This window comes from Streptomyces sp. NBC_01591 (assembly GCF_035918155.1).
Lineage (GTDB): Bacteria > Actinomycetota > Actinomycetes > Streptomycetales > Streptomycetaceae > Streptomyces.
In genome coordinates this window covers 698387-720236 of sequence record NZ_CP109327.1, presented here as the reverse complement: position 1 = coordinate 720236, position 21850 = coordinate 698387, and the positions used below count along the sequence as shown (strand labels likewise).

Genomic DNA, 21850 nt, shown 5'->3' with positions numbered 1-21850 from the left:
ATCCCGAGCCACTCCGGTCGGGACTGCCACCGCGTCGCCCCGAGGGCATCGGATGCTCTTCCAGCTCCTGGGCGCCATCGCCGCCGCCTGCGCCCGGGGCCGCACCTGCGACCAGAAACCCGATGGAGCGACGTTGGTGCTTCAGGCTTTGGCCGCCGTGATCGGACGGCCGGGTCGCGCGAAAACGCCAAGTGAGAACGCCAAGTGGGGGGCCAAGCGAAAAGGCCAGGTGAAAAGACCAAGTACTGACGACTCAGATCGTGTCAGGATGCTCGGCATGTCTGGTCGTGCACTGAGCTTCGGAATGATGGCAGAAGCATACGAACGGTTCCGGCCGGGGTATCCCGTGGAGCTTTTCGACATGGTGATGGCGTACGCGGGTCAGCCGGCTCGGCGTGCCCTCGAGATTGGCGCCGGGACAGGCAAAGCAACCCGCCTGTTCGCTCAACGGCAGGTCATGGTCACCGCGACCGATCCTGACAGGGCCATGCTCGCCGAGTTGCGCAAGCACGTGCCGGCAAGCGTCAGGACAGTGCAGGCCGCGTTCGAGGACTTGCAACCGGGCGAGAGGTACGGGCTGGTCTATGCGGCAGCAGCGCTGCATTGGACTAACCCGGAGGGTCGGTGGTCACGCATGGCCGCGCTGCTGGAGCCGGGTGGCGTGTTCGCCTCGTTCGGCGGGCCGATCCAGCTGGCCGACCCGGCTGTGGAGGAAGCTGTTCGCGCGGCACGAGCACCGTTCCTGGAGAGCGACGAGATTCCGTCCCCGGACGGGACACCTCCGGAGCATGAGATGCAGTGGCCGGGTACGGAACTCCAACGGTCTGAATGGTTCACCGGTGTTCAACAGGACGTGGTCGAACGGCGCTTGACGATCAGCGCAACCGAATACGTCGGCCAACTCTCGACCATCTCGGCCTATCTCGTATTGCCGACCTCGGAGCGGGAGCAGGTATTTGGCCAGATCATGCAGGTTCTGCCTGAGACGGTTGAGATTGCCGCCGACATCACCGTCCACCTCGCGCGTCGGCGCAACGCGCAGTAGTGCCTCGCCAATTGGATGTCCGCCTCTGCGAACGGCCATCCGGACATGTCGCAGACGACGGTGGGGCCATCGGGGTGTGACAGCTCCATGTTGTGCGCCGGCTGCTGCGTGAAGTCGAGCAGTTCCTCGACGAGAGCGTCGAGTGCGACGAGAGCATCGAAGAGGCTCTCGCGACCCACCTCGGGCTCAGCCCTGCCGTGGCCAGTGGGCCGTGGACGGTTCTGTAGCAGTTTCGGTTTCCTGGGTGGCGGCCCAGGAGGCGAGCAGACGCAGCCCCTCCTCCGAGGGCGAGCCGGGTTCGGCAGTGTAGATGGTGAGGGTGAGACCGGGTTCGGCGGCCATGTCCAGGCCCTCGTAGGCGAGGGTGAGCTCTCCGACGGCCGGGTGGTGGAACCGCTTCACTCCGGTGCCGTGGTGGCGGACGTTGTGGGTGCCCAGCGGGTGCGGAACTTCTCGCTGCGGGTGGACAGTTCGCCGACCAGGTCGTGCAGGTCCTTGTCGTGCGGGTTGCGCCCGGCCTCGGTGCGCAGGATGGCGACGGCGACGTCGGCGGCGAGGTCCCAGTCGGGGTAGAAGCGCCGGGAGGCGGGGTCGAGGAAGTTGAAGCGGGCGAGGTTGGAGGGCTGACCGCTGGTGTAGACGTCGCTGTAGAAGGCGTGGGTGAGCCGGTTGGCGGCCAGCAGGTCCATGCGGCCGTTGCGGACGAACGCGGGCCCGGCGGTGATCGCGTCCAGGGTCCACTGCAGGCTGCGGTGCGGCTTCCACTGCCGGGTGGTCCGGCGCCGGGGGCGGGTGAGGGTATCGGTGCCGTCGGCGGCCCGGGCCAGGTGCAGGAGATGGGCGCGCTCGGCGTCGTCGAGCTGCAGCGCGCGGCCGACGGCCTCGAGGACGGCCGGGGAGACGTCGGCGAGGTTGCCGCGTTCGAGTTTGGCGTAGTACTCGACGCTGACGTCGGCCAGGGCCGCGACCTCGCTCCTGCGCAGCCCCGGGACACGGCGCCGGGACCCTGCGGGCAGCCCGGCCCGCTCCGGGGTGATCGCCGCCAAGGAACTGGGCGCGGAACGGATCATCGCCATGAGCCGCCACGAACCCCGGCAGCAGCTCGCCCTGGAGTTCGGCGCCACCGACATCATCGTCGAGCGCGGCGAGGAAGGCGTCGCCCGCGTCAAGGACCTCACCGACGGGATCGGCGCCGACTCGGTCCTGGAATGCGTCGGCACCGCCCAGGCCATGCAGCAGGCCCTGCACTCGGCACGGCCCGGCGGCAACGTCGGCTTCGTCGGCGTCCCCCACGAGGTGGCCATCGACGGCCAGGAACTGTTCTTCACCCACGTCGGCCTGCGCGGCGGCCCCGCCCCCGTACGCCGCTACCTGCCCGACCCGGCCTCCTGATCACCGCCTTCGCCATCGGCATGATCGTCGGTGGGCCGACCATGGCCCTGGCCACCCTGCGCCTGCCCCAGCGGCAGACCTTGGTCCTGGCCCTGGCCGTCTTCGCCCTCGGACACGTCGTCGCTGCCCTCAGCTCTTCCTTCACGGTCGTCCTCGTAGCCCGTGTCGTCACCGCCCTGGCCACCGGGGCGTTCTGGGCCGTCGGATTCGTCATCGCCACCGCCGCAGCGGGCCCCGGCAACTCCACCCGGGCCGTCGGCGTCATGATGGGCGGCCTGACCCTGGCCAACGTCGTCGGCGTGCCGATCGGCTCCCTCGCCGGACAGCCCACCGGCTGGCGCGGCCCCTTCTGGGCCCTGGCCGTCCTCTCCGGCCTCGCCGCCGCATTCGTCGGCCGCTTCGTCCCCACCATCGAGCGGCGCGCAGAGGTGTCGGTGCGGGCCGAAGTCCGGGCCCTGCGGCAGGGCCGACTGTGGCTGGCACTCGGCGCCGCGATGCTGATCACGGGCGGTGTCCTGGCGACGTACACCTACAGCACCCCGCTCCTGACCGGCCGCGCCGGCATCGCGGAAGGCGCCGTCCCACTGGTCCTGATCGCCTTCGGCGTCGGCGCTCTGGGCGGCAACACCATCGGCGGCCGCCTGGGGGACCGCCGTCCGATGGCCACAACCATCACCGCCGCGGCAGCCACCGCTCTGACCCTGCTCCTGCTGATCCCACTGTCGGACAGCCCGGTGGCGGCCATGGCTCTGATCTTCCTCATGGCCCTGACCGGATTCACCGTGAACCCGGTCGTCACCTCCCTTGCCGTCCGCTTCGCCGGCGACGCCCCGACGCTCACCTCGGCCCTGACCACCTCCGCCTACGGCGCCGGCATCGCCGGGCGGGCCCTGGACTCCTCCCTCGGCCTGACCGGCCCCGCCTTGGTTGGCACGGTCTCCGCCGCCCTCACTCTGCTTCCGCTCATCGCACTGTCCCTGAGAGGCACCCACCACCCGACCCTGATCGTGGCGCAGCGCGCCGCCACCGCCACACTGCTACCGATCGTTGCTCTCGATGCCCGCACCCCACCGTGTTCGGAGCGTGAGCCAGACTGAGGCCATGGATACCTGCCCATCGTGCGGAACCGAACTGATCGACCGCACCCTGCGACAAGCTCTCCCCGATGAACCCGTGCGTGGTCGCCGCGGTCCGATGCGAGAGGTTCGCCGTTGTTCGTCGTGTCGGCGCCTGGCAGTGCGAGACGCCGGGGCACGCGGGCCCTGGGCGGACGCAGGCCTCGATCCCGGCTACGACTGTCTCTTCGACGGCGAATCGAGGCCCCTGCCGGAACCCTGGCTTCTGGCCCCCAGCGCGACGGCCAGAGTTCTGGAGGCACAGCTGCACGTCGAGGTGGGCCAGAGGCATCCGCTGTTCGGCACGCAGGCCACCGCACTCGCCCGTTGCAGCCGATGCGACGAAGTGTTGTTCAGCATCGAAGGAGACCCGCCTCGTTTCGCCCGAGTGCATCTGACCTGGCGCCAAGCACCCGAAACCCCACCGTGGCCGTGGACGGAGCACCTGTCGCACCCTCTCTTCGACGGCCTCACTGATCACTCACACTGACCCGCCGGACCTGATGAATCCGATCAATGACCGGTCCGTGGGCACGTTCATCCCGGGACCACGGCAGCGGCAGACGACAGCCGGGCGTTCGATTGTCGTAGGCGTCTGCTGGAATGCAGGCATGACCGTTCATGACGTCGCCCAACACCTTCCCGACATCCCGGCCTTGCGTGACCGGTGCCGCTCCATGGCGATGGCGGAAGCGATCCTCGCGCCCGGTGGCCCATACCGCCGCCACGGATTCGACGCCCACTGGTCCCCAGGGCGCGAACTGGGCTGGATGGACAACGGAGCAGGCGACGAGTACTCGGTCATCTTCTCGCCCGAGGGCGTGTACATCCGCGGGTTCGATCACGAGTCGCCCATGAGCCCATACGCAGGTGACCGAAGTGTCTGGCCGGGAGTCGTGGACTCGGTACCGGAGGTGTTCCGGTCCTGCGTCGAGGAGCCGTCCTTCATCGAGGACGGGACTCCGAATGTGACGGCCTGCCTGTGGCGCGAGACCGGCGACGACCGGTGGCGAACGGGCCAGATCGAGTACGACGGCGGAGGCAGCGACCCCGATGGGGCGTCGTACCTGTTCTCCTTCCTCGTGGACGGTACGCCCGAGGGGTTCGCCGACTGGGCCCGGAGCTACTACAACACCCCGGTGGACCTGGACGCCGTACGCCACATCTACGCGATGCGTCCGCTGACCCCGGAAATGGTGGCGGCGCTCAACCCCGATGTGACGCCCGAACAGCTGACGGCCGAGATCACGGCCATCGGCTATCCGCAGACCGTCCCAGTCCTGCCCCGGCCGGACCACCAATGACCCGCGAGCCCGAGGCCGGCCTGCTGCGGCTTGCCGCCGCGCTCACCGAGCATCTCGGCCACGACATCCACGCGGACGACGCGGACCCCCGTCTCATCTGGACGGACGGCCCGACCGTCACACAGATCCGGCATGCTGCCGGGGCGAGGGAGTCGGGCGAGTTCCGCTGTCTGCGACGGCTCTCCGAGAACGCCATCGCCCTCGGCGCCATACGCATCGCCACGACACAGGCACCCGACGGCCGAACCCGCCCCCGGATCACCCCGTCGACCGTCGAGGAGTACTGGCACGAGACGCCCCTGCCGTCCCCAGCGACGGACCGTGAGCAAGCCCTCGTGTACGCGGCGATCTATCAGATTCGCGACGATCACCACCGCAACACCGCCCGGTCCGGCGAGATCTGCGACCTCGTCGCCTCGGGTCTCGCCCCCCTGGCACGCCGCGCGGGCGTCCCCCTGGCACCCGCCGAGACTCTCACCGCGCACTACGCCACAGGCCCCGCCCGCCGAGCCTGGCACCACGCCCTGACCCCGATGCCTGCCCTGGACGCCGTCCTCGCCGTCCAGGCGGACCCGCGCGCCAAGCCCGAGCACATCACCGCGGCGCTCACTGTCGTGTCCGAGCTCCCGGCCGACACCGGAACAGCTGTCACCGAACTGACCGCCCGCCTGCACACACCCGGCCGATGGCAGCCACCGAGGCCGAACGGACAGCCCTGACCAGCAACATCAGCCGCCTCGCCGTCGTGGTCGTGGGCGGCTCCATGGTTCCAGTGGGGAAGGAAGCGCTGTACCTCATTGCCGCGCATGCCACGCCGCTCGGGTGAATGACCGGCGAGTGGCGCGCCCGCACGCCGGCGGAAGGACAACCATCGGGGAGAGATGATCTCCGAGTGAAAGGGCTCTTCCATGCGTCGTGCACTCATCATCGTCGATGTGCAGAAGGACTTCTGCGAGGGCGGGAGCATTCCGGTGAAGGGCGGTGCGGGGCGGGCCGCCGCCATCGCCGAGCTGGTCAGGCGTCCCGACGAGCAGTACGCCTTCGTCGTCGCCACCCGTGACCACCACATCGACCCGGGCGCCCACTTCTCCGAGAACCCCGACTTCCGGGACTCGTTCCCCGTGCATTGCGTCGTCGGCAGCGAGGGAGGCGAGTTCCATCCGGACTTCGCGCCCGCCGTGGACTCCGGGCACGTCGACGAGGTCGTCTTCAAGGGCGCGCACTCCGCCTCGAAGAGCGGTTTCGAGGGCTTCACTCAGGACGGTACGACGTTGTCCGACTGGCTGAAGGCCCGCGGCGTCACCGATCTCGACATCGTCGGCATCGCGACCGATCACTGTGTGAAGGCGACCGCACTGGACGGAGTGCGCGCGGGCCTCAGGGTGCGGGTCCTGCTCGACTACACCGCCGGCGTCTCCGCCGACACCACGCGCGCCGCACTCGACGAGCTGCGCCTGGCCGGTGTCGTACTGAGCGGTGAACCTGTCGTCGTTGCCTGAACAGGCCGGTCCGGCACCTCGTCATCGAGCCGGGGGCGCGAGGGATCCCCGCCCGCCCCGGGCCGGCTTTCGGGCCCAGCGGTGATCGTCTGCGCACGCGTCCGCGGTCGTGCGCCCGGCCCCGCGTCGGCCCGATCTCCGCCGTGACCTGGGTCGGGATTCGGCGTTGGGCGGGTGGAAATAGCCCCGGGCGCCGCGCAGGGGGCAGAGCCGCGGAAACGGGCGGCATACCGGAACAGTGGAGGCATGGCCATGACACTTTCGAGCGTGACAGCTCGTCAGGTGGATCCTGGTGACGCGGGGGCCATGCAGACGGGTCGGGTCAGGCTGGCGAGGTCGGCGTCGGCCGTGCTGATGCAGCCGACGACTCTTTGCAATCTCGATTGCTCCTACTGCTACCTGCCCGACCGGAAGGTGGCGCGGCGTATGAGTGTGGAGGTCGCCGAGGCCGTGGCAACCGGCGTCCGGGAGTGGTCCAGGCAGCATCCGGTGACCGTCGCGTGGCACGGCGGAGAACCGCTGGCGGTGGACCCGGCCTACTTCCGTTCCCTGGTGGCGCCCTTCGGGCCGGATGAGACGCATTCGGTGACTCATAAGGTGACGACGAACGCCACCCGTATCAATGACGCGTGGTGCGAAGTCTTTTCGCAGGTACCCGTCCAAGTGACGGTGAGCATCGATGGCCCTGGTGAAGCGAACGCCTCGCGGATGGACTGGGCGGGACACCCGAGCACGACGCAGGCCATGCGTGGAATCGATTCGCTGCGACGCGCTGGTATTGGCTTCAATATCATCGCGGTGGTGTCAGACCTGTCTGCCGGAGCGGCCGGTCGCCTGTACCGTTTCGCCTGCGAGCTGGACTGCGAAAGCCTGGCCGTGAACCTGGCCGAGAAGAAAGGCGTATACGCAGGCGGGCAGTTGCCGCAGACCGGGGCCATCGCCTTCTGGCAGGAATTGGCCGCCAGCCGGCAGGCCGACCCTCGTATCCGGATCAGGGATCTCGACCACGTCTACACCTACATCCGCGAGGAGCTCTCCGGAGCCGCGGCACAGCGTGCCGATCGTCCGATCATGCCCCTGCCCCTGGTGACCTGGGACGGCCACTACCTTCCCGTCGGCGCGGAACTTGCCGGGTTCCGTTCACCCCACCATGGCCCGTTCACCGCCGGCAACGTCCTGGACACCCCACTTTCCGACCTCGCAGCCCGCGCGGAGCAGGTGCCGTGGGTCGCGGAAGCCCTGGCCGGCATCGCCAACTGCCGTACGCAGTGCGAGTACTTCGCCTACTGCCGCGGCGGGCAGGTAGCCAACAAGTACTTCGAGACCGGCCGCCTGGACACCACCGAGACCGCATACTGCCGCACCAGCAAGATCAACCTATTGGAAGGAATCCTGCGCCATGCCGAACATGCCCGCACGTGAACAGGACATCGAGACAACGGTTACGCTCGCCGAACGGATTGAGGCCAGTCGGCACGAACTCACCCTGGCAGCAGATCAGACCGACGAATGCCATGACATCGCCAGCATCTTCGGCTGGGACTACTGACTGATCGTTTCAGGGACTCGCAGGCAAGGTATGCAGGGACGACCCGACCCGACCCGACCCGACCCGACCCGACCCGACCCGAGACCGGATCCAGCACCCGGCTGAAGGCGATCTCCGCGCCCGGCGTCTTCGGTGGCCCACTGCGCCACCCGGTGGGAGAGGGTGCTGGGTCCAAGGACCCATGCTCGAGGTGCCGGCAGTGCCCGGCCTGCCGACGGGCGCGGAGTGCACGGACCAGGAGTCCGCGGGACCCCGTCGTATTCGTTCAGGGCATGATGCCCGTCATCCGATGTCCTCGTTCCGGCAGAACCGTGCCGTGCCGTTGCATGCTGTTGCTCGCCGATGTGCTGAGACCGTACGACCGGCGTCGGGCGACTACCACTGTCCGAACCGAGCTTTCGCCGACACGCGCCGCTTCGGACGCTCCGGATGGTCGAGGAGTTCTCGGTGTCGCCTGCTCGACGCCGGCCATGGCCCGTTCCTGAGGGGCCGCCGAGCCGTCCCGGCCCACCGGCGCGCGGCCGGGGGACCGGGGCGACGCGGCATCGGGCGGTCAGTGGCTCCGCTTCACGCAGGTCCGGTCCTGCGCGGGCAGCTTTCCGGTGGCCAGGTACCGGTTGACCTCGTTGTCCACGCAGGCGTTGCCGTACTGGCCGTAGAGCGCGTGCCGGTTGGCGCCCTTGAGGGTGAGCAGCTTGGAGCTCGGCAGCAGGCTGTGCAGTGCCACGCTGCCCGTGTAGGGGGTGCGCGGGTCGCCGGTGGCGGCCACGATCAGTGCCGGGGTGTCGTGACGCACCCGGGTGGGCTTCTCGCGGGGCCGGTCCCAGAAGGCGCACGGCCCTATGTTGTTGGTGAGGGGGCCGAACAGCGCATGCTCGGCCCGGCTGCGTTCAATGTCCCGCCAATAGCTCTCGGGGTCGCGCGGCACGGAGACATCGCCGCAGAGGATCGCGGACTGCACACTGCCGTTGCGTGACCCCTCGTCGGTGAGTGCGCCCCGCAACATTACGGCGAACTGCCGTGACAGCTGGGTAGGTTGACCCGTTGCGGCCCTGGCGAGCACGGAGATCTGATCCCCGGCCGCCGCTCGTGCCTCATCGGTGTCGTCCGCGGTCCCGGAGAAGATCACGAAGGGCACCTGGGTGTCGTCGAGCCGGAACGTGTCCGCGCCGGTGCCGACAGTCAGCGGGTGGCGCGCAGACGTTGCGACGACGCGGTTGATCGTGGCGAGCACCTGTCCGCGCGTGCGGCCGAGGCCGTAGACGCTGTGGCGCTGCCCTGCCCAGGTGGCCCAGTCGGCGAGGGCCTGCTCGTTCTCGCGCTCCACGCCGCGCATCAGCCGAGGGTTGTAGCGGCGTGGATCCAGTGCCCCGTCGAGGACCACCCGGTCGTAGCGGCGGGGGAACATCTGGGTGTAGGCCGTGCCCAGGTAGGTGCCGTAGGACCAGCCCAGGTAGGAGACCCTGCGCTCGCCGAGCGCGCCCCGGATGACGTCCATGTCGCGGGCCGTATTGCGGGTGGTGACGTACGGCAGCACGGACGCGTTGGTGGCCCGGCACCTGTCGGCCAGGCCCTTCTGCAGGGCGACCTGGCGCTCGAAGCTCGCCCGGCTTCGACCGGCCGAGAGCACGGAGGAACCGACGGGCCAGCCGCAGTTGAGCGGGGTGCTGCGGCCGACGAAACGCGGGTCGAAGCCGATGACGTCGTAGCGTGCGCCGGTCTCCTTCAACACCTGGCGAATGAGCGGGGAGTAGCCGAGGCCGGGCCCGCCCGGCCCTCCGGGGTTGAACAGCAGTGAGCCGATCCGGTGACGGGTGTCGGTGGCAGCGAGTCGGGATATCGCGACCGTGAGGGTACGTCCACGGGGATCGGCGTAGTCGAGTGGGACAGTCACGTCGGCGCAGCGTGCGCCGGCCTTCTCCAGGTCATGGCCCGTGGCATCGTCCGGGCCCACGACGCAACTGCGCCAGTCGAGGCGCTGGTGGTAGTAGCGGTCGAGGCCGGCCCCGGCCGTCACCGCTCCGCCGTCGCGGTCCGCGGCTGTCGCCGACGTGCCGGGCAGCGCGGTGAAGCACGCGGTGAGGGCGAGGCCCACGGACGAGGCGCGGCGCACCGCTGCGCTGATGGTGGTCACACGGTCTCCTTGAGTGGGTGCGTGAGAGAGCGGCACAGAAGGTGGTGCGGAGAGCGAGAAGAGCGGGGCGGCCCGGTCCGACCCGGCCGGGGCCGCAGAAGGTGGGCCGGGGAACGCGGAGCGCTCCCTCATCCGCCCGCTGTCCCGGGCGTTCTCGTCATGCGGGCCAGCCTTTCACCACACCTGACACCACGTCATCGTCTCTCGGTAGTACCGTGCGCGTACGTCAGTGGTCCTAGGAGTTGTCGTCAAAGTGTCACGCTCACATCAGGAGCGATGTGTGGGTGACGGCTGCCCGGTAGGACTCGGCAGTTTTGTCGTAGCGAGTGGGAAGCAACCACAGGACTACGTCTTTGGTGCCGGTCCACTCGGGCCCGCGGTCCGATTCGCTGAGCCCCGACAATGGCTAGCGTCACACCATGCGTATAGGACTACTTGGCACCGGAAACGTCGCCCGAGCACTGGCTCAAGGCTGGAGCGACGCAGGACACGATGTGCTCCTCGGTTCACGTCGGCCTGAGGAGCGGACAGACCTTGGTCTCCCCGTGGCGGGCCTGAGCGAGACAGCTGCCCACGCAGAGGTACTGGTCAATGCCACCCCGGGGGCCGTCTCCGTGGAACTGCTGCACTCCATCGGGGCACCAGCGTTGGCCGGCACCCTGCTGATCGATGTCGGGGTCGGCCTCTCCGACGACTTCACCGAGCTCTCGCACCCCAACAGCAGCCTGGGTGAACAGATCCAGGAAGCCTTCCCCCTGACCCCCGTCGTCAAGACGCTGTGCACCATGGACTCCACCGTGATGACCGCCCCGGACGGTCTCGATGGCCCGAGCACCGTCTTCCTCTCCGGCGACGATGCCGAAGCCAAACGGACCACCGGCCGCCTGCTCAACGACCTTGGCTGGTCCCCGTCGTCCCAGCTGGACATCGGCGGCATCAGCACCGCACGCGGACAGGAGCACTTCGCCCTGCTCTTCATGGGCATCGCGGGCGGCCTGGGTGCCCACACGTTCAACATCAATGTGGTCACCCGCCCCTCTGCCCAGGGTCTGCCATCCATGTGATCTTGATTGATGGTTCATGGCCGAGTGATACGTCGCCATGAACCCTCCGAAGTCGAGCGGGACTTCGTGCGCCCCATCCCTGCCCCGCAGAGCGATGGGGCGGCCTCGGCTGGACGGCCGGACGATGCTCAGGGGGGGGTGCCCCTATCTGTTTCGTCAACCCTGTCAGGGTCGGTTCGTGGGAGTTGGTGCTGGTTTTTGGGAACGTCCCGCGAAGCGGGACGTTCCCGGCGGATCGGGTGCCTGATGGGCAGCCCGGTGGCCGGCACGGCGGGGGTGGCCGTGCCGGTGCGCGCGTGATGGGGTCAGGAAGGGAGGGGCGGTGGTGCTGTCAGGCCGCGAGGCCGATGTCGCCGGGGGTTCGTGGTTCGTAGAGGGCCCCGGTGCGGATCATTGCGTGGATGACGTTCACACGTTGGCGGGCCAGGCGGAGGATCGCTTGGGTGTGGGTCTTGCCGCGTGCGCGTTGACGGTCGTAGTAGGTGCGGGAGGAGCGGTCGGATTTGCAGCCGATCGCGGCGAACGCGGCCTGGAAGAGGGCGCGTTTGAGGAGTCGGTTGCCGCGGTGGGGTGCGTGCTCGCCACGGATGGAGGTGCCCGAGGACTTGGTGGCGGGGGCGAGTCCGGCGTAGGAGGCGAGGTGTCCTGCGGTGGGGAAGGTGGTGCCGTCGCCGATGGCGACGATCACGGCGGCGGTGGTCCTGACGCCCATGCCGGGCATGGAGGTCAGGAGGTGGAAAAGAGGGAGGGCCTCCAGCAGGGCGGCGATCTCCTGCTCGGCCTGGCGGCGCTGGGTGTGGGCGGCGGCGAGCTGGGCGGCAAGTCCGGGCACGATCAGCGCGCTGGCCTCGGTGCCGGGCACGATGACGGTCTGCTCGGCAAGCGCGTCGAAGATCTCCGCGGTGAGGTGGTGGGCCTTGCGCGAGCCGTGCGCCTTGAGCAGGGCCTCGCAGCGGGCGTGGCCCAGTTTCTTCAGCCTGGCCGGGGAGCCGTGCCGTTCAAGGAGGGCCAGGATGTAGGGGTAGCCCAGCCGGGGGCCGACCACCCGCTCCAGGGTGGGATGGATCTGGGAGAGCAGGCCGCGCAGCCGGTTGGAGGTGCGGTTGACCTCGCCGGCCAGGTCGTTGTCGTAGCCGGTGAGCATGGTCAGCTCGGCCAGCTTCTCGTCGTCGCGGTCCACCGCGCGCAGGGTGTGCGGCATGGTCCGGGCGGTGTCGGCGATGACGAAGGCGTCGCGGGCGTCGGTCTTGGCTTCGCCCGGGTAGAGGTCGGCGGCCCGGCGCATCGAGAGTCCCGGCAGGTAAGCGACCCGGCAGCCGGTCGCGCGGGCCACGGTCAGTGGCAGCGCGCCGATGTTGGCGACCTGGTCCACGATCACCAGGACGGTGCCGAACTTGGCCCTGAGCTTGTCGAACAACTCCCGCAGGCGGGCCTCGGTGTTGGGCAGCTTCTTGTCGTGGACGGTCTTGCCCTGCCCGGTCAGGCCGCGGGCGTGGTGGAACTCCTTGCCCAGGTCCAGGCCGAGGAACAGACCTATGCCGGAGATATCGATGACGGTGTCGGCCATGCGCGATGCCCCTCTTCGGTCGTGCCTTTCGCATCCGTCCCGGCCGTCCCTGCGGCACCACACGCCGGCAACCACGTTACGCAGACATCCCGCCCGTGAAGAGGTCCGGCGTTGCACCGGACCAGGCAGTCGTCAGGCCCCTCATCAGCGGTCAAGCGGTGCCCCGAAGCCCGGCGGCAACACCCCCCAGGTCATCGACTTCGACAGGGGGCACACAGCCATACCGGACCCGGGGGCCAGGCGCCCCATTTCGGGGCCACAGAAAAGGTAACGGGGCATCGCAGCCCAGCCCTCGGACGCCCCAGAGGCAGCCTGACCAGCAAGATCCACCTGGCCTGCGACGGCCTGGGCCACCCGCGCGCCCTGCTGGTCACGGGTGGCAACACCAACGCCTGCACCCGGTTCACCGCCGTGTTGGAGGCGATACGGGTGCCCCGCATCGGGCCGGGACGCCACGTGTGCGGCCCGCCCACGTCCTGGGCGACAAGGGTTACGACTCGAAGGCGATCCGCACCTGGCTGCGGCACCGCAACACCCCGCACGCCATCCCGCAGCGGGCCGACCAGGCCCCGGAACAGGATCCGCCGCGGCAGCTGCGGCGGAGCCCGGCCCTCAAGGGGGCTCGGACCGGACCTTCTCCGGTCGAACGCGGACGCCAGGGCAGCAAGCACCACTTGATCTCGACCGGCATGGCACCCCGTGATACCCCGCATCCGCGGAACACAAGGGCGACCGAGGCACCGGCCGGGCCGCGACCAGCCTCGCCACCGTCCGCCGCGCGCTCCTGAAAGATGGCGTCAGCTCCGCCTCGCTGGGGCCTGTCCAGGTCGCCCGAGGCGGATCCGTTCGGGCTCAGCGGCCCACTGCGGTCTCCTGGCCGATGCGTGAAGTTTCTCGGGGTTGCGGACGGCGTAGAGCCCGGTGATGAGGCCGCTTTCGAGCCGTACCGCACGGACAGTGTCGATCTCGCCACCCGTGCGCAGGATCAGTGCCGGGTGGCCGTTGACCTGGGCCGGCTGCAAGGACGCGGACGCGAGCCTGCCCAGCACGTTGGCCACCGCCTCGGCACCCACGACAGGCTCCAGTGCGGCCCGTACGACTCCGCCGCCGTCGGTCAGCAGCACGACGTCCGGAGCGATGATGTCGAGCAGGCGCTGCAAGTCGCCCGTTTCGACTGCCTGTTGGAAAGTCGCAAGCACGCTGCGTGTCCGGGGCGGGGATACGACCTCACGCGGTCGGCGCGCCGCGACGTGGGCCCGTGCGCGGTGGGCGATCTGCCGGACCGCGGCGGGGGTCTTGTCGACGGCCTGCGCGATCTCGTCGTACCCGAGATCGAAGACGTCGCGCAGCACGAACACGGCCCGCTCGGTCGGCGCGAACGTCTCCAGCACGAGCAGCATCGCCATGGAGACGCTGTCGGTCAACTCGATGTCCTCGGCGACATCGGGTGCCGTCAGCAGGGGTTCGGGCAGCCAGGGGCCGACATAGGACTCCTTGCGCCGACGCAGCGTACGCAGCCGTGTCAACGCCTGGCGCGTGGTGATGCGGACCAGGAAGGCACGCGGGTCCCGCGCCGCTTCGTGGTCGACGTCCGCCCAGCGCAGCCAGGTCTCCTGAAGGATGTCCTCGGCGTCGGCGGCGGAGCCGAGCATCTCGTAGGCAACCGTGAACAACAGGTTGCGATGGACGACGAACGTCTCGGTGGCGGAGTCCGTCTCGCCGGAGTGAGGACTGCGCCCGCTCACGCCGGTCGCTCGCTCGGTGCGTTCGTCCATCGTCGGCTCCTGCCTGTTGCGTCTCTTGTCCGTGTCGCGCACAAGATGCCGCCCCTCACTCTCCTGTGACACAGAAGATCGGTGGCCTTCGTCACATCGCCGCGCCGTCACAGGGCCGCGGCGGCCGGCGCCCTATGTGCATCAGGACGCTGCGCGGACGATCCGTGCGGCGCACGATTCCGCAAGCGAGGACGTTGTGATGGAACCCCGTATGAACCTGTTCGCCCACGAGATCGGTGCCAAGATCGGCAAGCGGATCTTTGCCGTCAGCCAGGTGATCCAGGAGTCGCCGCTGCCCAAGCCGACCCAGGAGCTGGTGCAGCTGCGTGCCAGCCAGATCAACGGCTGCGGCTTCTGCGTCGACATCCACACCAAGGACGCCGCGGTCGCCGGTGAGACCTCGGCCCGGCTGAACCTGGTCGCCGCCTGGCGCCACTCCACCGTGTTCACCGAGGCCGAGCGGGCCGCGCTGGCCCTCACCGAGGAGGGCACGCGCATCATCGACGGCCACGAGGGCGTTTCCGACGAGACGTGGGCCCAGGTGCGCAAGCACTACGACGACGACCAGGCCATCGCACTGGTCTCCCTGATCGCCGTGATCAACGCAACCAACCGGCTCGGCGTGATCCTCAACAACCAGGGCGGCGCCTACGAGTCAGGCAACCTCGCCACCATCGCCGTCTGATCGTCATCGAAGCCGCTGGTCCGGCCCTCGATCATTCGATCCGGGCCGGCCCAGCGGCACGGGCCCCGCCGATCTCGAGCCACTGTGACGCCTCGTGTTCGAGCCCGTGCACTTGACCTCAAGTGCAGTTGACGTATGAGAGTTGATGACCACGAAGCGTTTTCTCGATCTTGTTCATCCTGCAGTCAATACAGCCCTGATGAGCGAGTGGCTCACGGGTTCCTCCGAGCGTTCGCGCGCCGCCGCCGATGCCGTGATCGACGAGTGGGAGGCGGCCGATACGCCCACAGGGCGCTTGGCGCAGCACGTCTTCCTCTCCACGGACGGCACCGGGCTGCTCTTCTACGCTCAGTGGACCAGCGATGGGGACCATCTGTCGTGGGCCCGGGCCCATCGCGCCGATTCGGTCAGCCGCGTCGACACGCTCGTACCGGGGATCGAGCGTCCTGGACTCAACCGGACCCGACTCCATCGCAGCGTCCTTCATGATGCGGTGCACCCGACTGGCATCTTCGTGGCCGGCACCGTGACAGCCGCCGACGTGCAGAACGTGGTGGGCCCGGCTCCGGGCCTGCTTGCGGCACACGTCCACCAGGCTGCTGTCGAGGGCCACCCTCAGATGCAGCATGCGGGCCGACGAGATTGAGAAGCCTGCCCCGTGCCCCCTGGCTGGATCCGGCATCTACCAGCGCTGCTCGCCCCTCCCGGGGGCCCGTACGCGGGCGCGCTACGGCTCCGTCCTGACCTTCAGCCTCGGTGGTCGGGGCTCCTCGGAGTACGACTACTTCACCGTGCCCTGTTGGAAACGACGCGCCAGGGCTGTCGGCCGTGTTGTACGGGCCATCGGTCCTGAGCCGGGTGATGAGACCAGGGTTGGCCAGGTGGGGGCGGCCCGGGGCAACCGCGTCGGTGATGCCTTGCTGCTCTCGATATCGACCCGTCCCCGGCATTCGGAAGAGCGGTGTGCGGGCGAGTGGAGACTCGGAGCGAGAAATCAGTCCACTTTTCTCGGATTGGACTTGGCCCGGCTGTGATTGGCGTCGATATCGTCGCGGTATGCGTATCCACGTCGTAGACGCCTTCACCGACCGGCCCTTTGCCGGAAACCCCGCGGGCGTGTGCCTGCTTGATGCTGGAGACTGGCCTGAGGTTGCCTGGATGCAGCAGGTTGCCGCCGAGATGAATCACTCGGAGACCGCCTTCGTGCGGCCGCTCCCCGCCGACGAGGGCGCCGACTGGGAGATTCGCTGGTTCGCCCCACTCGTCGAGACCAATCTGTGCGGCCATGCCACATTGGCCACGGCGCACACGCTGCGGCGGGAGCGGGGGGTTGTCGGCGAAGTGCGGTTCCGTAGCCGGTTCAGCGGCATCCTCACCGCGCATGCGCACGAGGACGGCAGCATCACCCTGGACTTCCCGGCCGCGCCCGGCACTGAAGTACCGGTGCCGGCAGGCTTGTCGGAGGCCCTGGGGGTGAAGCCGGAGGCAGCCTTCCGTACCGGTGCGCTCGGCGACCTGCTGACCGTCCTGCCCGACGAGGCCACCGTCCGGGCCGTGACCCCCGACCTCGACGCGATAGCCGACCTGACCCGTCGTGAAGGCCTGCGCGGCGTCATCATCACGGCCCCGGCGCCCGGACCCGGCCTGGAGTACGACTTCGTCTCCCGCTTCTTCTCACCCGCCGAGGGCATCCTCGAGGATCCGGTCACAGGCAGTGCTCACACCGCCCTGGCCCCCTACTGGTCGGCGCGGATCGGCCGCAACGGGCTCACCGGCCTCCAGGTATCCGCGCGCACCGGGCTTGTCAGGACCGCCGTGCACGGTGACCGCGTCCATCTCACCGGGTACGCGGTCACCGTCCTCGATGGAAACCTGCACGCCTGACCGACCGATTGCAATGGGTCGGCCACGCACATGGGACGAGGGAGCCCGACATCGTTGTGTTGGACTCCCTCGCCATCGCACTGGGCGTGAAGTGCGACGACCTGCTGAAGGACTCGCCCGGTCCGGCCCCGCGGCGGCCGACTGCCCCTGGCCAACGCCGTGTTCAGCATAGACACCGTCGACGGACCGAAGCGGGACACTGTCGCGCAGGCGCTCGGGGGTGAGCGAACGGGCCGCCCACTCCCGCCTGACCCGCACGCCCTCCGCCGCTGACTGGCTCGTGAAAGCAGTATGAGCCCGAACCCACCGGACGCGCGGACAGTGTCGACAGCGGCCGCCTCTAAGCCACTGCTCGGCAACCTTGATCTCCTCAGCCGTTACGTGTACGTAGTCCGGCCGTGAGCCGGCTCGACCTCCTGTAGCTGACACGTCACCCGGGCCCGCGACGGCGGAACCGGTCCCGGCACCACACAGCCGTCCAGGTCCAGCCGAGTCGCAGATCATCAGGTCGCACCATTCGACCTCGGCTTGCTCGGCGGCCGCGTCCGGCGGGTAGGTGCCCATCTGGTACCGGCGCTCCTGCTCCACGTCGATCTGGAGCCGGTCGGGGTCCCCGGCGGGTGCCGACGAAGTCGTCGGGGTGGGCGTGGACGAAGAGGGCCTTCATGTCGTACTTCGTCGGGTGGTGGGACGGTGGGCCGTTGAGACCACGGCGGTGTTCGCAGCGACGATCACGGCGATCGCGAGCCAGGCGAGGCGGTCGAGGTGCTGCCCGAGGACGACGAGGCCGACCAGGGCCGCGAAGACGGGGTTGACGCTCATGAACACCCCGAAGAAGTGCGCCGGGACACGGCGCAGGGCCAGCAGGTCGGCGAGGAACGGCACCGCGGAGGAGAGCACTCCGGCCGCCAGGGCACAACCCAGGGCCGCGAGGGTGGGTCGGTGGTGCCAGAGCACCCAGGCGCCGATGGGCAGGTAGAGGGCTGCGGAGACGGCCGCGGCGGCGGCTGAGCCTTCCAGGCCGGGCAGCCGGGCGCCGACGGTCCGGTTGAGCAAGATGTAGCAGCCCCAGCACACTGCGGCCAGCGTGGCCAGGCAAATGCCCAAGTAATCGGTGGACGGGGTGGGGCGGGCAAGGACCACCACCGCGCCCGCGGCCGCCACACCGGCGACGAGGTCGGTGCGGCGGCGGGAACCGCTCAAGGCCACGGTCAGCGGGCCCAGGAACTCCAGGGTGACGGCCAGGCCGAGCCCGATCCGCTCGATCGCCACGTACAAGGACAGGTTCATCGCGGCGAAAACCAGCGCGAGCCCCAGCACCGGCCGCCACTGCGCCGCGGTGAACCGCCTCAGCCGCGGCCTGCCGACCGCGCCGAGCACGGCAGCGGCCACCCACTGGCGGACCGCCACGACCCCCACTGGGCCGATGACGGGGAATGCCAGCGCCGCGATGGCGGCCCCCGTCTGGTTGGACAGGCCACTTCCCAGCATCAGAGCCACCCCGCCCCAACGCCCGCTGCCACGGGCCCCGTCGGGCGCGGCGGGAGCAGGCGCCACGGTGGGAGAGGCGCAGGAGTCGATTTGCATACCCACCACCATGGGCACACCACTGGCATACGCAAAATGCATTCACGCGACCATCTATACGCTGGGTGTATGAATGAGCGTATGGATGACGAGCGGCGCAGCGCACAGGCACTGGAACTGAAACACCTGCGCTGCCTGGTCGCCATCATCGACACCGGCACTTTCACCGATGCCGCCTACGAACTCGGTACCTCCCAGGCCGCTGTCTCCCGCACCCTCGCCGCCCTCGAGAACCTGCTCGGGGTGCGACTGCTGCACCGCACCAGCCGCAGCGTCGCACCCACCCCCGCGGGTGTGCAGGTGCTCGCCCGCGCCCGCGTCCTGCTCGCCGGCGCCGACGAGCTCATCCACGAAGCCGCCACCGGCCGTACTCGCCTGCACATCGGCCACGCCTGGTCCGCCTTCGGCAGCCACACCACCGAATTCCAGCGCCGCTGGCACGAACAGCACCCCGAGACCGACCTGCGCCTGATCCGCCACAACACCCCCACCGGCGGCCTCGCCGAAGGGCTGTGCGACCTCGCCGTCATCCGCGCCCCGCTCGACCTCAAACCCTGGGCGCATGCCCTGATCGGCCACGAGGCGCGTTACGTCGCCCTGGCCTCCGACGATCCCTGGGCCCGCCGCCGTAGCGTCCGCCTGGCTGAGATCCCCACCCGCACTCTGGCCATCGACCGCCGCACCGGCACCACCACCCTCGGCCTGTGGCCCGAAGGGAAACGGCCCGACGTCGAGTACACCCACGACATCGACGACTGGCTCGCCGCCATCGCCACCGGCCGCTGCATCGGCCTCAGCGCTCAGGCCACAGCCGCCCAATACCGCCGCGACGACATCACTTACCGCCCCCTGCGCGACGCCGGCCCCATCCCCGTCCACCTCATCTGGCGCCCCCACGACGCCCACCCCGCCACTCACACCGCCATCGCCCTCGCCTCTCATCTCTACCGCCGGGACACCGACCCCAAGTGAGGGCGGGCGGGTTCGTCCGGAAAGTGCACGTGATCGACACTGGGCGGGGGCAGAGTTCCCCGACCGCCCTCGGCCGGGGAGAAGGCTCTTCGCCGACATCTTGCTGTGCCCCGCCGGCGGACAGAGGAGCCAACAGAACAATGAGTCGCATGCTGTTCGTGCTCCGCTATCGGAACGGTGAACCGGAGCCCCTCGACATGGAGCTCGTACGAGAAGTCCTGGCGCCGTACGTTGCGGCCGCCGACGAGGATCTCACGAACGGTGTGTTGATCCGCACCGCCGACGGCTACGAGGTCGACGTAGACATCAACCAGGTCTGCATCGCCGTCAACCGCTTTCCGCCCGGCCAGTTCTTCGATGTCCTGGCCGAGCTGGTGGACCGCCTCGGGGCGAGTGTGACCCCGACGGACCGGCCGGTGATTCTCCGCGAGGAGAGGGACCGGTCGCATCTTCCTGCAGGAGCTGGAGCGGATGCCGGCGTCGTTGCAATGACCGGCTCAGCTCTTGAGTACTACCTCAGCGGCTCCTGACGGGAGGCACGGCGACGAGGAGGGGACCGTTCCCGGCCCGATGTCCACGAGATACCACATCGAGACAGCGGCTAGGGGGTGCACATGGCCTCCCGGTAATCAGTACGGTGCGCGGTCGCGCCCGCCAGGATAGGACGGGTGACCACCACCGGAGACCTTTGGTATCACTACGGCCGGGGCCGTGCCGCTGCCGACCGGACCGTCCCCGAGGCCTTTCACTGGACCTGGAACCAGGACGGTGGACCCGGCCCGGAAGTGCTCGGCGACCTGACCGGCCGGTGCGTCGGTGACCTCGGCGCCGGGACGGCCCGGCACGCCGCGCACCTGGCAGTCCATCACCAACCCGCCTGGGTCACCGCGGTCGACGCCTCACCGGCCCAGTACGCCATGGCCACCGACCTGTACGGCCACCTCGCGCCGCGCCTGCGCATCGTGCTGTCCGACGTCGTGGCCTACTTGCAGGCGATGACCAACACGTACGACGTCCTCTACAGCGTCTTCGGCGCGGTCGACTTCACCGAGCCGCGGGAGCTGCTGCCGACCGCGGCCGCCGCGCTGCGGCCCGGCGGGCGGCTGGTGTTCTCCACCCTCGCCCACTACCTGAGCGGCGAGCACGCCCAGCCCGATGCCGTGCCCGCCGACATCCCGGCAAGGACACCGGAAGGAGAAGAGACCACGATGCGCCGCTGGGTGCTCCAGGAACACGTGTGGACGAAGGCCCTCGAAGAGGCCGGGTTCACCGAGATCACCGTCGATGCGCTGGCCGCCGCCGGGCAAGGGCCGCGCACGGCCGAAACGCTGCTGGTGTCTGCTGTCCGCCTACCGCAGCCCCCAAATCTCTAGCCGTCGACAGGGGGGCGGGCGGGCGCCGGTACGGGCCAGGGATTCTGGGCTCGGACGCCAGCCGCAAAGCAGGGCCTGGAGTTGCTCCTTCCTGATGCCGGCCGGGCGGAATTGTTACGGGGCTGCTTCGGGCGGGATGGTGGGCTCTGGCAGGGGGAGCGTGTCCGGCTGTGGTGCCGTCCAGCTGGTGAGGAGTTGGAGGGAGCGGGCGGTTTCGGAGTCCGGTTCGACGTTGTAGACGCACAGGGTCCGGTCGCTTTCGCCGGGCGCTTGGAAGGACTCGTAGGAGAAGCGGAGGTCTCCGACGAGGGGATGGTGGTAGGACTTTGCGCCATGGGTGCGGCGCAGGACGCGGTGATCGGTCCACCAGCTGGGGAACTCGGGTGATTTCAGAGTGAGTTCGCCGACGAGGTCGGCGAGCTGGGATGCCGCAGGCCGCCGCCCTCGCGCGAGGGCGGCCGGACCGGTCAGCACGCCGAGCAGCGCTCCCCACGCCAGCCGCGTCGTGGAAGCCGGCAGCATCGCCGCCAGTGAGACACCGGCCATTCCGTCATAGTCATTCAGAAGGGGATGATTATCGGGCGATGCCATGGGCTTGCCCAGGAGCAGGATGTCCCCGACAAGCCAGGCAATTTATGCCAGAACGCCCGCGATCCCGGCGAGCCGCACCTGTTTCATTCCGTTCCCATCCGTCCACACGTCGGCAGCCCCTAATGCAGTGATCGTGATCAGGTTAGCCTAGCCTAAGTGAGGCGTTGGGGTGCTTGCGGCGGCCCGCCGCTACCACGCTTGGAACTCCAGTGGCGTCTCGTTCCTGAGCTGGTGATTGCCGTTGCTCTGGAGCGGATGGGATAAATGAAGTCGGTTACCGGTCGGCAGAGTTGGAGTTGGTATCGGGCAGGTGG

Annotated in this window: 21 protein-coding genes and 2 pseudogenes; 17 read left to right on the top strand and 6 right to left on the bottom strand. The window is 69.1% G+C overall.

Annotation, left to right across the window (positions count from 1 at the left end):
- Positions 1-52 precede the first annotated feature (52 nt).
- Positions 53-1045 (top strand): class I SAM-dependent methyltransferase, encoded by a 993-nt coding sequence (locus OG978_RS03585; RefSeq protein WP_326763752.1) that lies wholly within the window; start codon positions 53-55, stop codon positions 1043-1045.
- 186 nt (positions 1046-1231) lie between these two features.
- On the opposite strand, the pseudogene OG978_RS03580 reads toward OG978_RS03585, so the two are convergent.
- Positions 1232-2115: pseudogene (locus OG978_RS03580) on the bottom strand (helix-turn-helix transcriptional regulator).
- Between OG978_RS03580 and OG978_RS03575 the strand changes: the two are divergent.
- The 8 genes and pseudogenes from OG978_RS03575 to OG978_RS03540 form a co-directional block, all read left to right on the top strand.
- Positions 2072-2425, top strand: a pseudogene (locus OG978_RS03575) (zinc-binding dehydrogenase); the annotation flags it as partial. The pseudogenes OG978_RS03580 and OG978_RS03575 sit on opposite strands and share 44 nt — an antisense overlap.
- Positions 2426-2457: 32 nt before the next feature.
- Complete coding sequence (locus OG978_RS03570) at positions 2458-3534, top strand: MFS transporter (RefSeq protein ID WP_326763751.1); 1077 nt, start codon at positions 2458-2460, stop codon at positions 3532-3534.
- Between the two features lie 629 nt (positions 3535-4163).
- Complete coding sequence (locus tag OG978_RS03565; RefSeq protein WP_326763750.1) at positions 4164-4856, top strand: hypothetical protein; 693 nt, start codon at positions 4164-4166, stop codon at positions 4854-4856.
- Positions 4853-5575, top strand: coding sequence for a hypothetical protein (locus OG978_RS03560; RefSeq protein WP_326763749.1), 723 nt, complete (start codon positions 4853-4855; stop codon positions 5573-5575). The genes OG978_RS03565 and OG978_RS03560 overlap by 4 nt, the downstream gene beginning before the upstream one ends.
- The gene (locus OG978_RS03555; protein ID WP_326763748.1) at positions 5542-5682 is read left to right on the top strand and encodes a hypothetical protein; all 141 of its coding nucleotides are present in this window, start codon (positions 5542-5544) and stop codon (positions 5680-5682) included. Before OG978_RS03560 ends, OG978_RS03555 begins: the two co-directional genes overlap by 34 nt.
- A gap of 82 nt (positions 5683-5764) precedes the next feature.
- Positions 5765-6355 carry an isochorismatase family protein gene (locus tag OG978_RS03550; protein WP_326763747.1) on the top strand — a complete coding sequence of 197 codons (591 nt, stop codon included), beginning with the start codon at positions 5765-5767 and terminating at the stop codon, positions 6353-6355.
- Between the two features lie 246 nt (positions 6356-6601).
- Entirely contained in the window at positions 6602-7777 is a 1176-nt protein-coding gene (amcB, locus tag OG978_RS03545) for a cyclophane-forming radical SAM peptide maturase AmcB (RefSeq protein WP_326763746.1), read from the top strand.
- Entirely contained in the window at positions 7755-7904 is a 150-nt protein-coding gene (locus OG978_RS03540) for a hypothetical protein (protein ID WP_326763745.1), read from the top strand. The genes amcB and OG978_RS03540 overlap by 23 nt, the downstream gene beginning before the upstream one ends.
- Before the next feature lie 553 nt (positions 7905-8457).
- On the opposite strand, the gene OG978_RS03535 is transcribed toward OG978_RS03540, so the two are convergent.
- Positions 8458-10038: an alpha/beta hydrolase gene (locus OG978_RS03535; protein ID WP_326763744.1), complete on the bottom strand. Its 1581-nt coding sequence runs from the start codon at positions 10036-10038 to the stop codon at positions 8458-8460.
- 419 nt (positions 10039-10457) lie between these two features.
- On the opposite strand from OG978_RS03535, the gene OG978_RS03530 reads away from it, so the two are divergent.
- Entirely contained in the window at positions 10458-11102 is a 645-nt protein-coding gene (locus OG978_RS03530) for an NADPH-dependent F420 reductase (protein WP_326763743.1), read from the top strand.
- A 331-nt stretch (positions 11103-11433) separates the two neighbouring features.
- Here OG978_RS03530 and OG978_RS03525 read toward each other — a convergent pair whose 3' ends face one another.
- On the bottom strand, positions 11434-12669 hold the full coding sequence (locus OG978_RS03525; protein ID WP_326763311.1) for an IS110 family transposase: 1236 nt from the start codon (positions 12667-12669) through the stop codon (positions 11434-11436).
- A gap of 458 nt (positions 12670-13127) precedes the next feature.
- On the opposite strand from OG978_RS03525, the gene OG978_RS03520 reads away from it, so the two are divergent.
- Positions 13128-13457 (top strand): transposase, encoded by a 330-nt coding sequence (locus tag OG978_RS03520; RefSeq protein ID WP_326763742.1) that lies wholly within the window; start codon positions 13128-13130, stop codon positions 13455-13457.
- A 9-nt stretch (positions 13458-13466) separates the two neighbouring features.
- On the opposite strand, the gene OG978_RS03515 is transcribed toward OG978_RS03520, so the two are convergent.
- Positions 13467-14444 (bottom strand): RNA polymerase sigma-70 factor, encoded by a 978-nt coding sequence (locus OG978_RS03515; RefSeq protein ID WP_326763741.1) that lies wholly within the window; start codon positions 14442-14444, stop codon positions 13467-13469.
- A gap of 199 nt (positions 14445-14643) precedes the next feature.
- On the opposite strand from OG978_RS03515, the gene OG978_RS03510 reads away from it, so the two are divergent.
- From OG978_RS03510 to OG978_RS03500, 3 genes are all read left to right on the top strand, one after another.
- Positions 14644-15129 carry a carboxymuconolactone decarboxylase family protein gene (locus tag OG978_RS03510; RefSeq protein ID WP_326763740.1) on the top strand — a complete coding sequence of 162 codons (486 nt, stop codon included), beginning with the start codon at positions 14644-14646 and terminating at the stop codon, positions 15127-15129.
- Positions 15130-15274: 145 nt separating this feature from the next.
- Positions 15275-15775 carry a hypothetical protein gene (locus OG978_RS03505; RefSeq protein WP_326763739.1) on the top strand — a complete coding sequence of 167 codons (501 nt, stop codon included), beginning with the start codon at positions 15275-15277 and terminating at the stop codon, positions 15773-15775.
- Positions 15776-16185: 410 nt separating this feature from the next.
- Positions 16186-17013, top strand: coding sequence for a PhzF family phenazine biosynthesis protein (locus OG978_RS03500; protein ID WP_326763738.1), 828 nt, complete (start codon positions 16186-16188; stop codon positions 17011-17013).
- A gap of 663 nt (positions 17014-17676) precedes the next feature.
- Here the strand turns inward: OG978_RS03500 and OG978_RS03495 are convergent.
- Positions 17677-18513 carry an EamA family transporter gene (locus OG978_RS03495; RefSeq protein WP_442817818.1) on the bottom strand — a complete coding sequence of 279 codons (837 nt, stop codon included), beginning with the start codon at positions 18511-18513 and terminating at the stop codon, positions 17677-17679.
- A gap of 156 nt (positions 18514-18669) precedes the next feature.
- Here OG978_RS03495 and OG978_RS03490 point away from each other — a divergent pair, with 156 nt between their 5' ends.
- The 3 genes from OG978_RS03490 to OG978_RS03480 all read left to right on the top strand — a co-directional run bounded on the left by OG978_RS03490 (position 18670) and on the right by OG978_RS03480 (position 20945).
- The gene (locus OG978_RS03490) at positions 18670-19572 is read left to right on the top strand and encodes a LysR family transcriptional regulator (RefSeq protein WP_442817650.1); all 903 of its coding nucleotides are present in this window, start codon (positions 18670-18672) and stop codon (positions 19570-19572) included.
- 149 nt (positions 19573-19721) lie between these two features.
- Positions 19722-20102, top strand: coding sequence for a hypothetical protein (locus tag OG978_RS03485; RefSeq protein WP_326763736.1), 381 nt, complete (start codon positions 19722-19724; stop codon positions 20100-20102).
- Between the two features lie 138 nt (positions 20103-20240).
- Positions 20241-20945 (top strand): class I SAM-dependent methyltransferase, encoded by a 705-nt coding sequence (locus OG978_RS03480; protein ID WP_326763735.1) that lies wholly within the window; start codon positions 20241-20243, stop codon positions 20943-20945.
- 114 nt (positions 20946-21059) lie between these two features.
- Here the strand turns inward: OG978_RS03480 and OG978_RS03475 are convergent, their stop codons facing one another.
- Positions 21060-21491 (bottom strand): MmyB family transcriptional regulator, encoded by a 432-nt coding sequence (locus OG978_RS03475; protein WP_326763734.1) that lies wholly within the window; start codon positions 21489-21491, stop codon positions 21060-21062.
- Between the last annotated feature and the right edge of the window lie 359 nt (positions 21492-21850).

Coding starts and splice junctions, on each gene's coding strand:
- OG978_RS03585 (WP_326763752.1), top strand. CDS start 53: ATGCTCTTCCAGCTCCTGGGCGCCATCGCCGCCGCCTGCGCCCGGGGC.
- OG978_RS03570 (WP_326763751.1), top strand. CDS start 2,458: ATGATCGTCGGTGGGCCGACCATGGCCCTGGCCACCCTGCGCCTGCCC.
- OG978_RS03565 (WP_326763750.1), top strand. CDS start 4,164: ATGACCGTTCATGACGTCGCCCAACACCTTCCCGACATCCCGGCCTTG.
- OG978_RS03560 (WP_326763749.1), top strand. CDS start 4,853: ATGACCCGCGAGCCCGAGGCCGGCCTGCTGCGGCTTGCCGCCGCGCTC.
- OG978_RS03555 (WP_326763748.1), top strand. CDS start 5,542: ATGGCAGCCACCGAGGCCGAACGGACAGCCCTGACCAGCAACATCAGC.
- OG978_RS03550 (WP_326763747.1), top strand. CDS start 5,765: ATGCGTCGTGCACTCATCATCGTCGATGTGCAGAAGGACTTCTGCGAG.
- amcB (WP_326763746.1), top strand. CDS start 6,602: ATGGCCATGACACTTTCGAGCGTGACAGCTCGTCAGGTGGATCCTGGT.
- OG978_RS03540 (WP_326763745.1), top strand. CDS start 7,755: ATGCCGAACATGCCCGCACGTGAACAGGACATCGAGACAACGGTTACG.
- OG978_RS03530 (WP_326763743.1), top strand. CDS start 10,458: ATGCGTATAGGACTACTTGGCACCGGAAACGTCGCCCGAGCACTGGCT.
- OG978_RS03525 (WP_326763311.1), bottom strand. CDS start 12,669: ATGGCCGACACCGTCATCGATATCTCCGGCATAGGTCTGTTCCTCGGC.
- OG978_RS03515 (WP_326763741.1), bottom strand. CDS start 14,444: ATGGACGAACGCACCGAGCGAGCGACCGGCGTGAGCGGGCGCAGTCCT.
- OG978_RS03510 (WP_326763740.1), top strand. CDS start 14,644: ATGGAACCCCGTATGAACCTGTTCGCCCACGAGATCGGTGCCAAGATC.
- OG978_RS03505 (WP_326763739.1), top strand. CDS start 15,275: ATGACCACGAAGCGTTTTCTCGATCTTGTTCATCCTGCAGTCAATACA.
- OG978_RS03500 (WP_326763738.1), top strand. CDS start 16,186: ATGCGTATCCACGTCGTAGACGCCTTCACCGACCGGCCCTTTGCCGGA.
- OG978_RS03490 (WP_442817650.1), top strand. CDS start 18,670: ATGAATGAGCGTATGGATGACGAGCGGCGCAGCGCACAGGCACTGGAA.
- OG978_RS03485 (WP_326763736.1), top strand. CDS start 19,722: ATGCTGTTCGTGCTCCGCTATCGGAACGGTGAACCGGAGCCCCTCGAC.
- OG978_RS03475 (WP_326763734.1), bottom strand. CDS start 21,491: ATGGCCGGTGTCTCACTGGCGGCGATGCTGCCGGCTTCCACGACGCGG.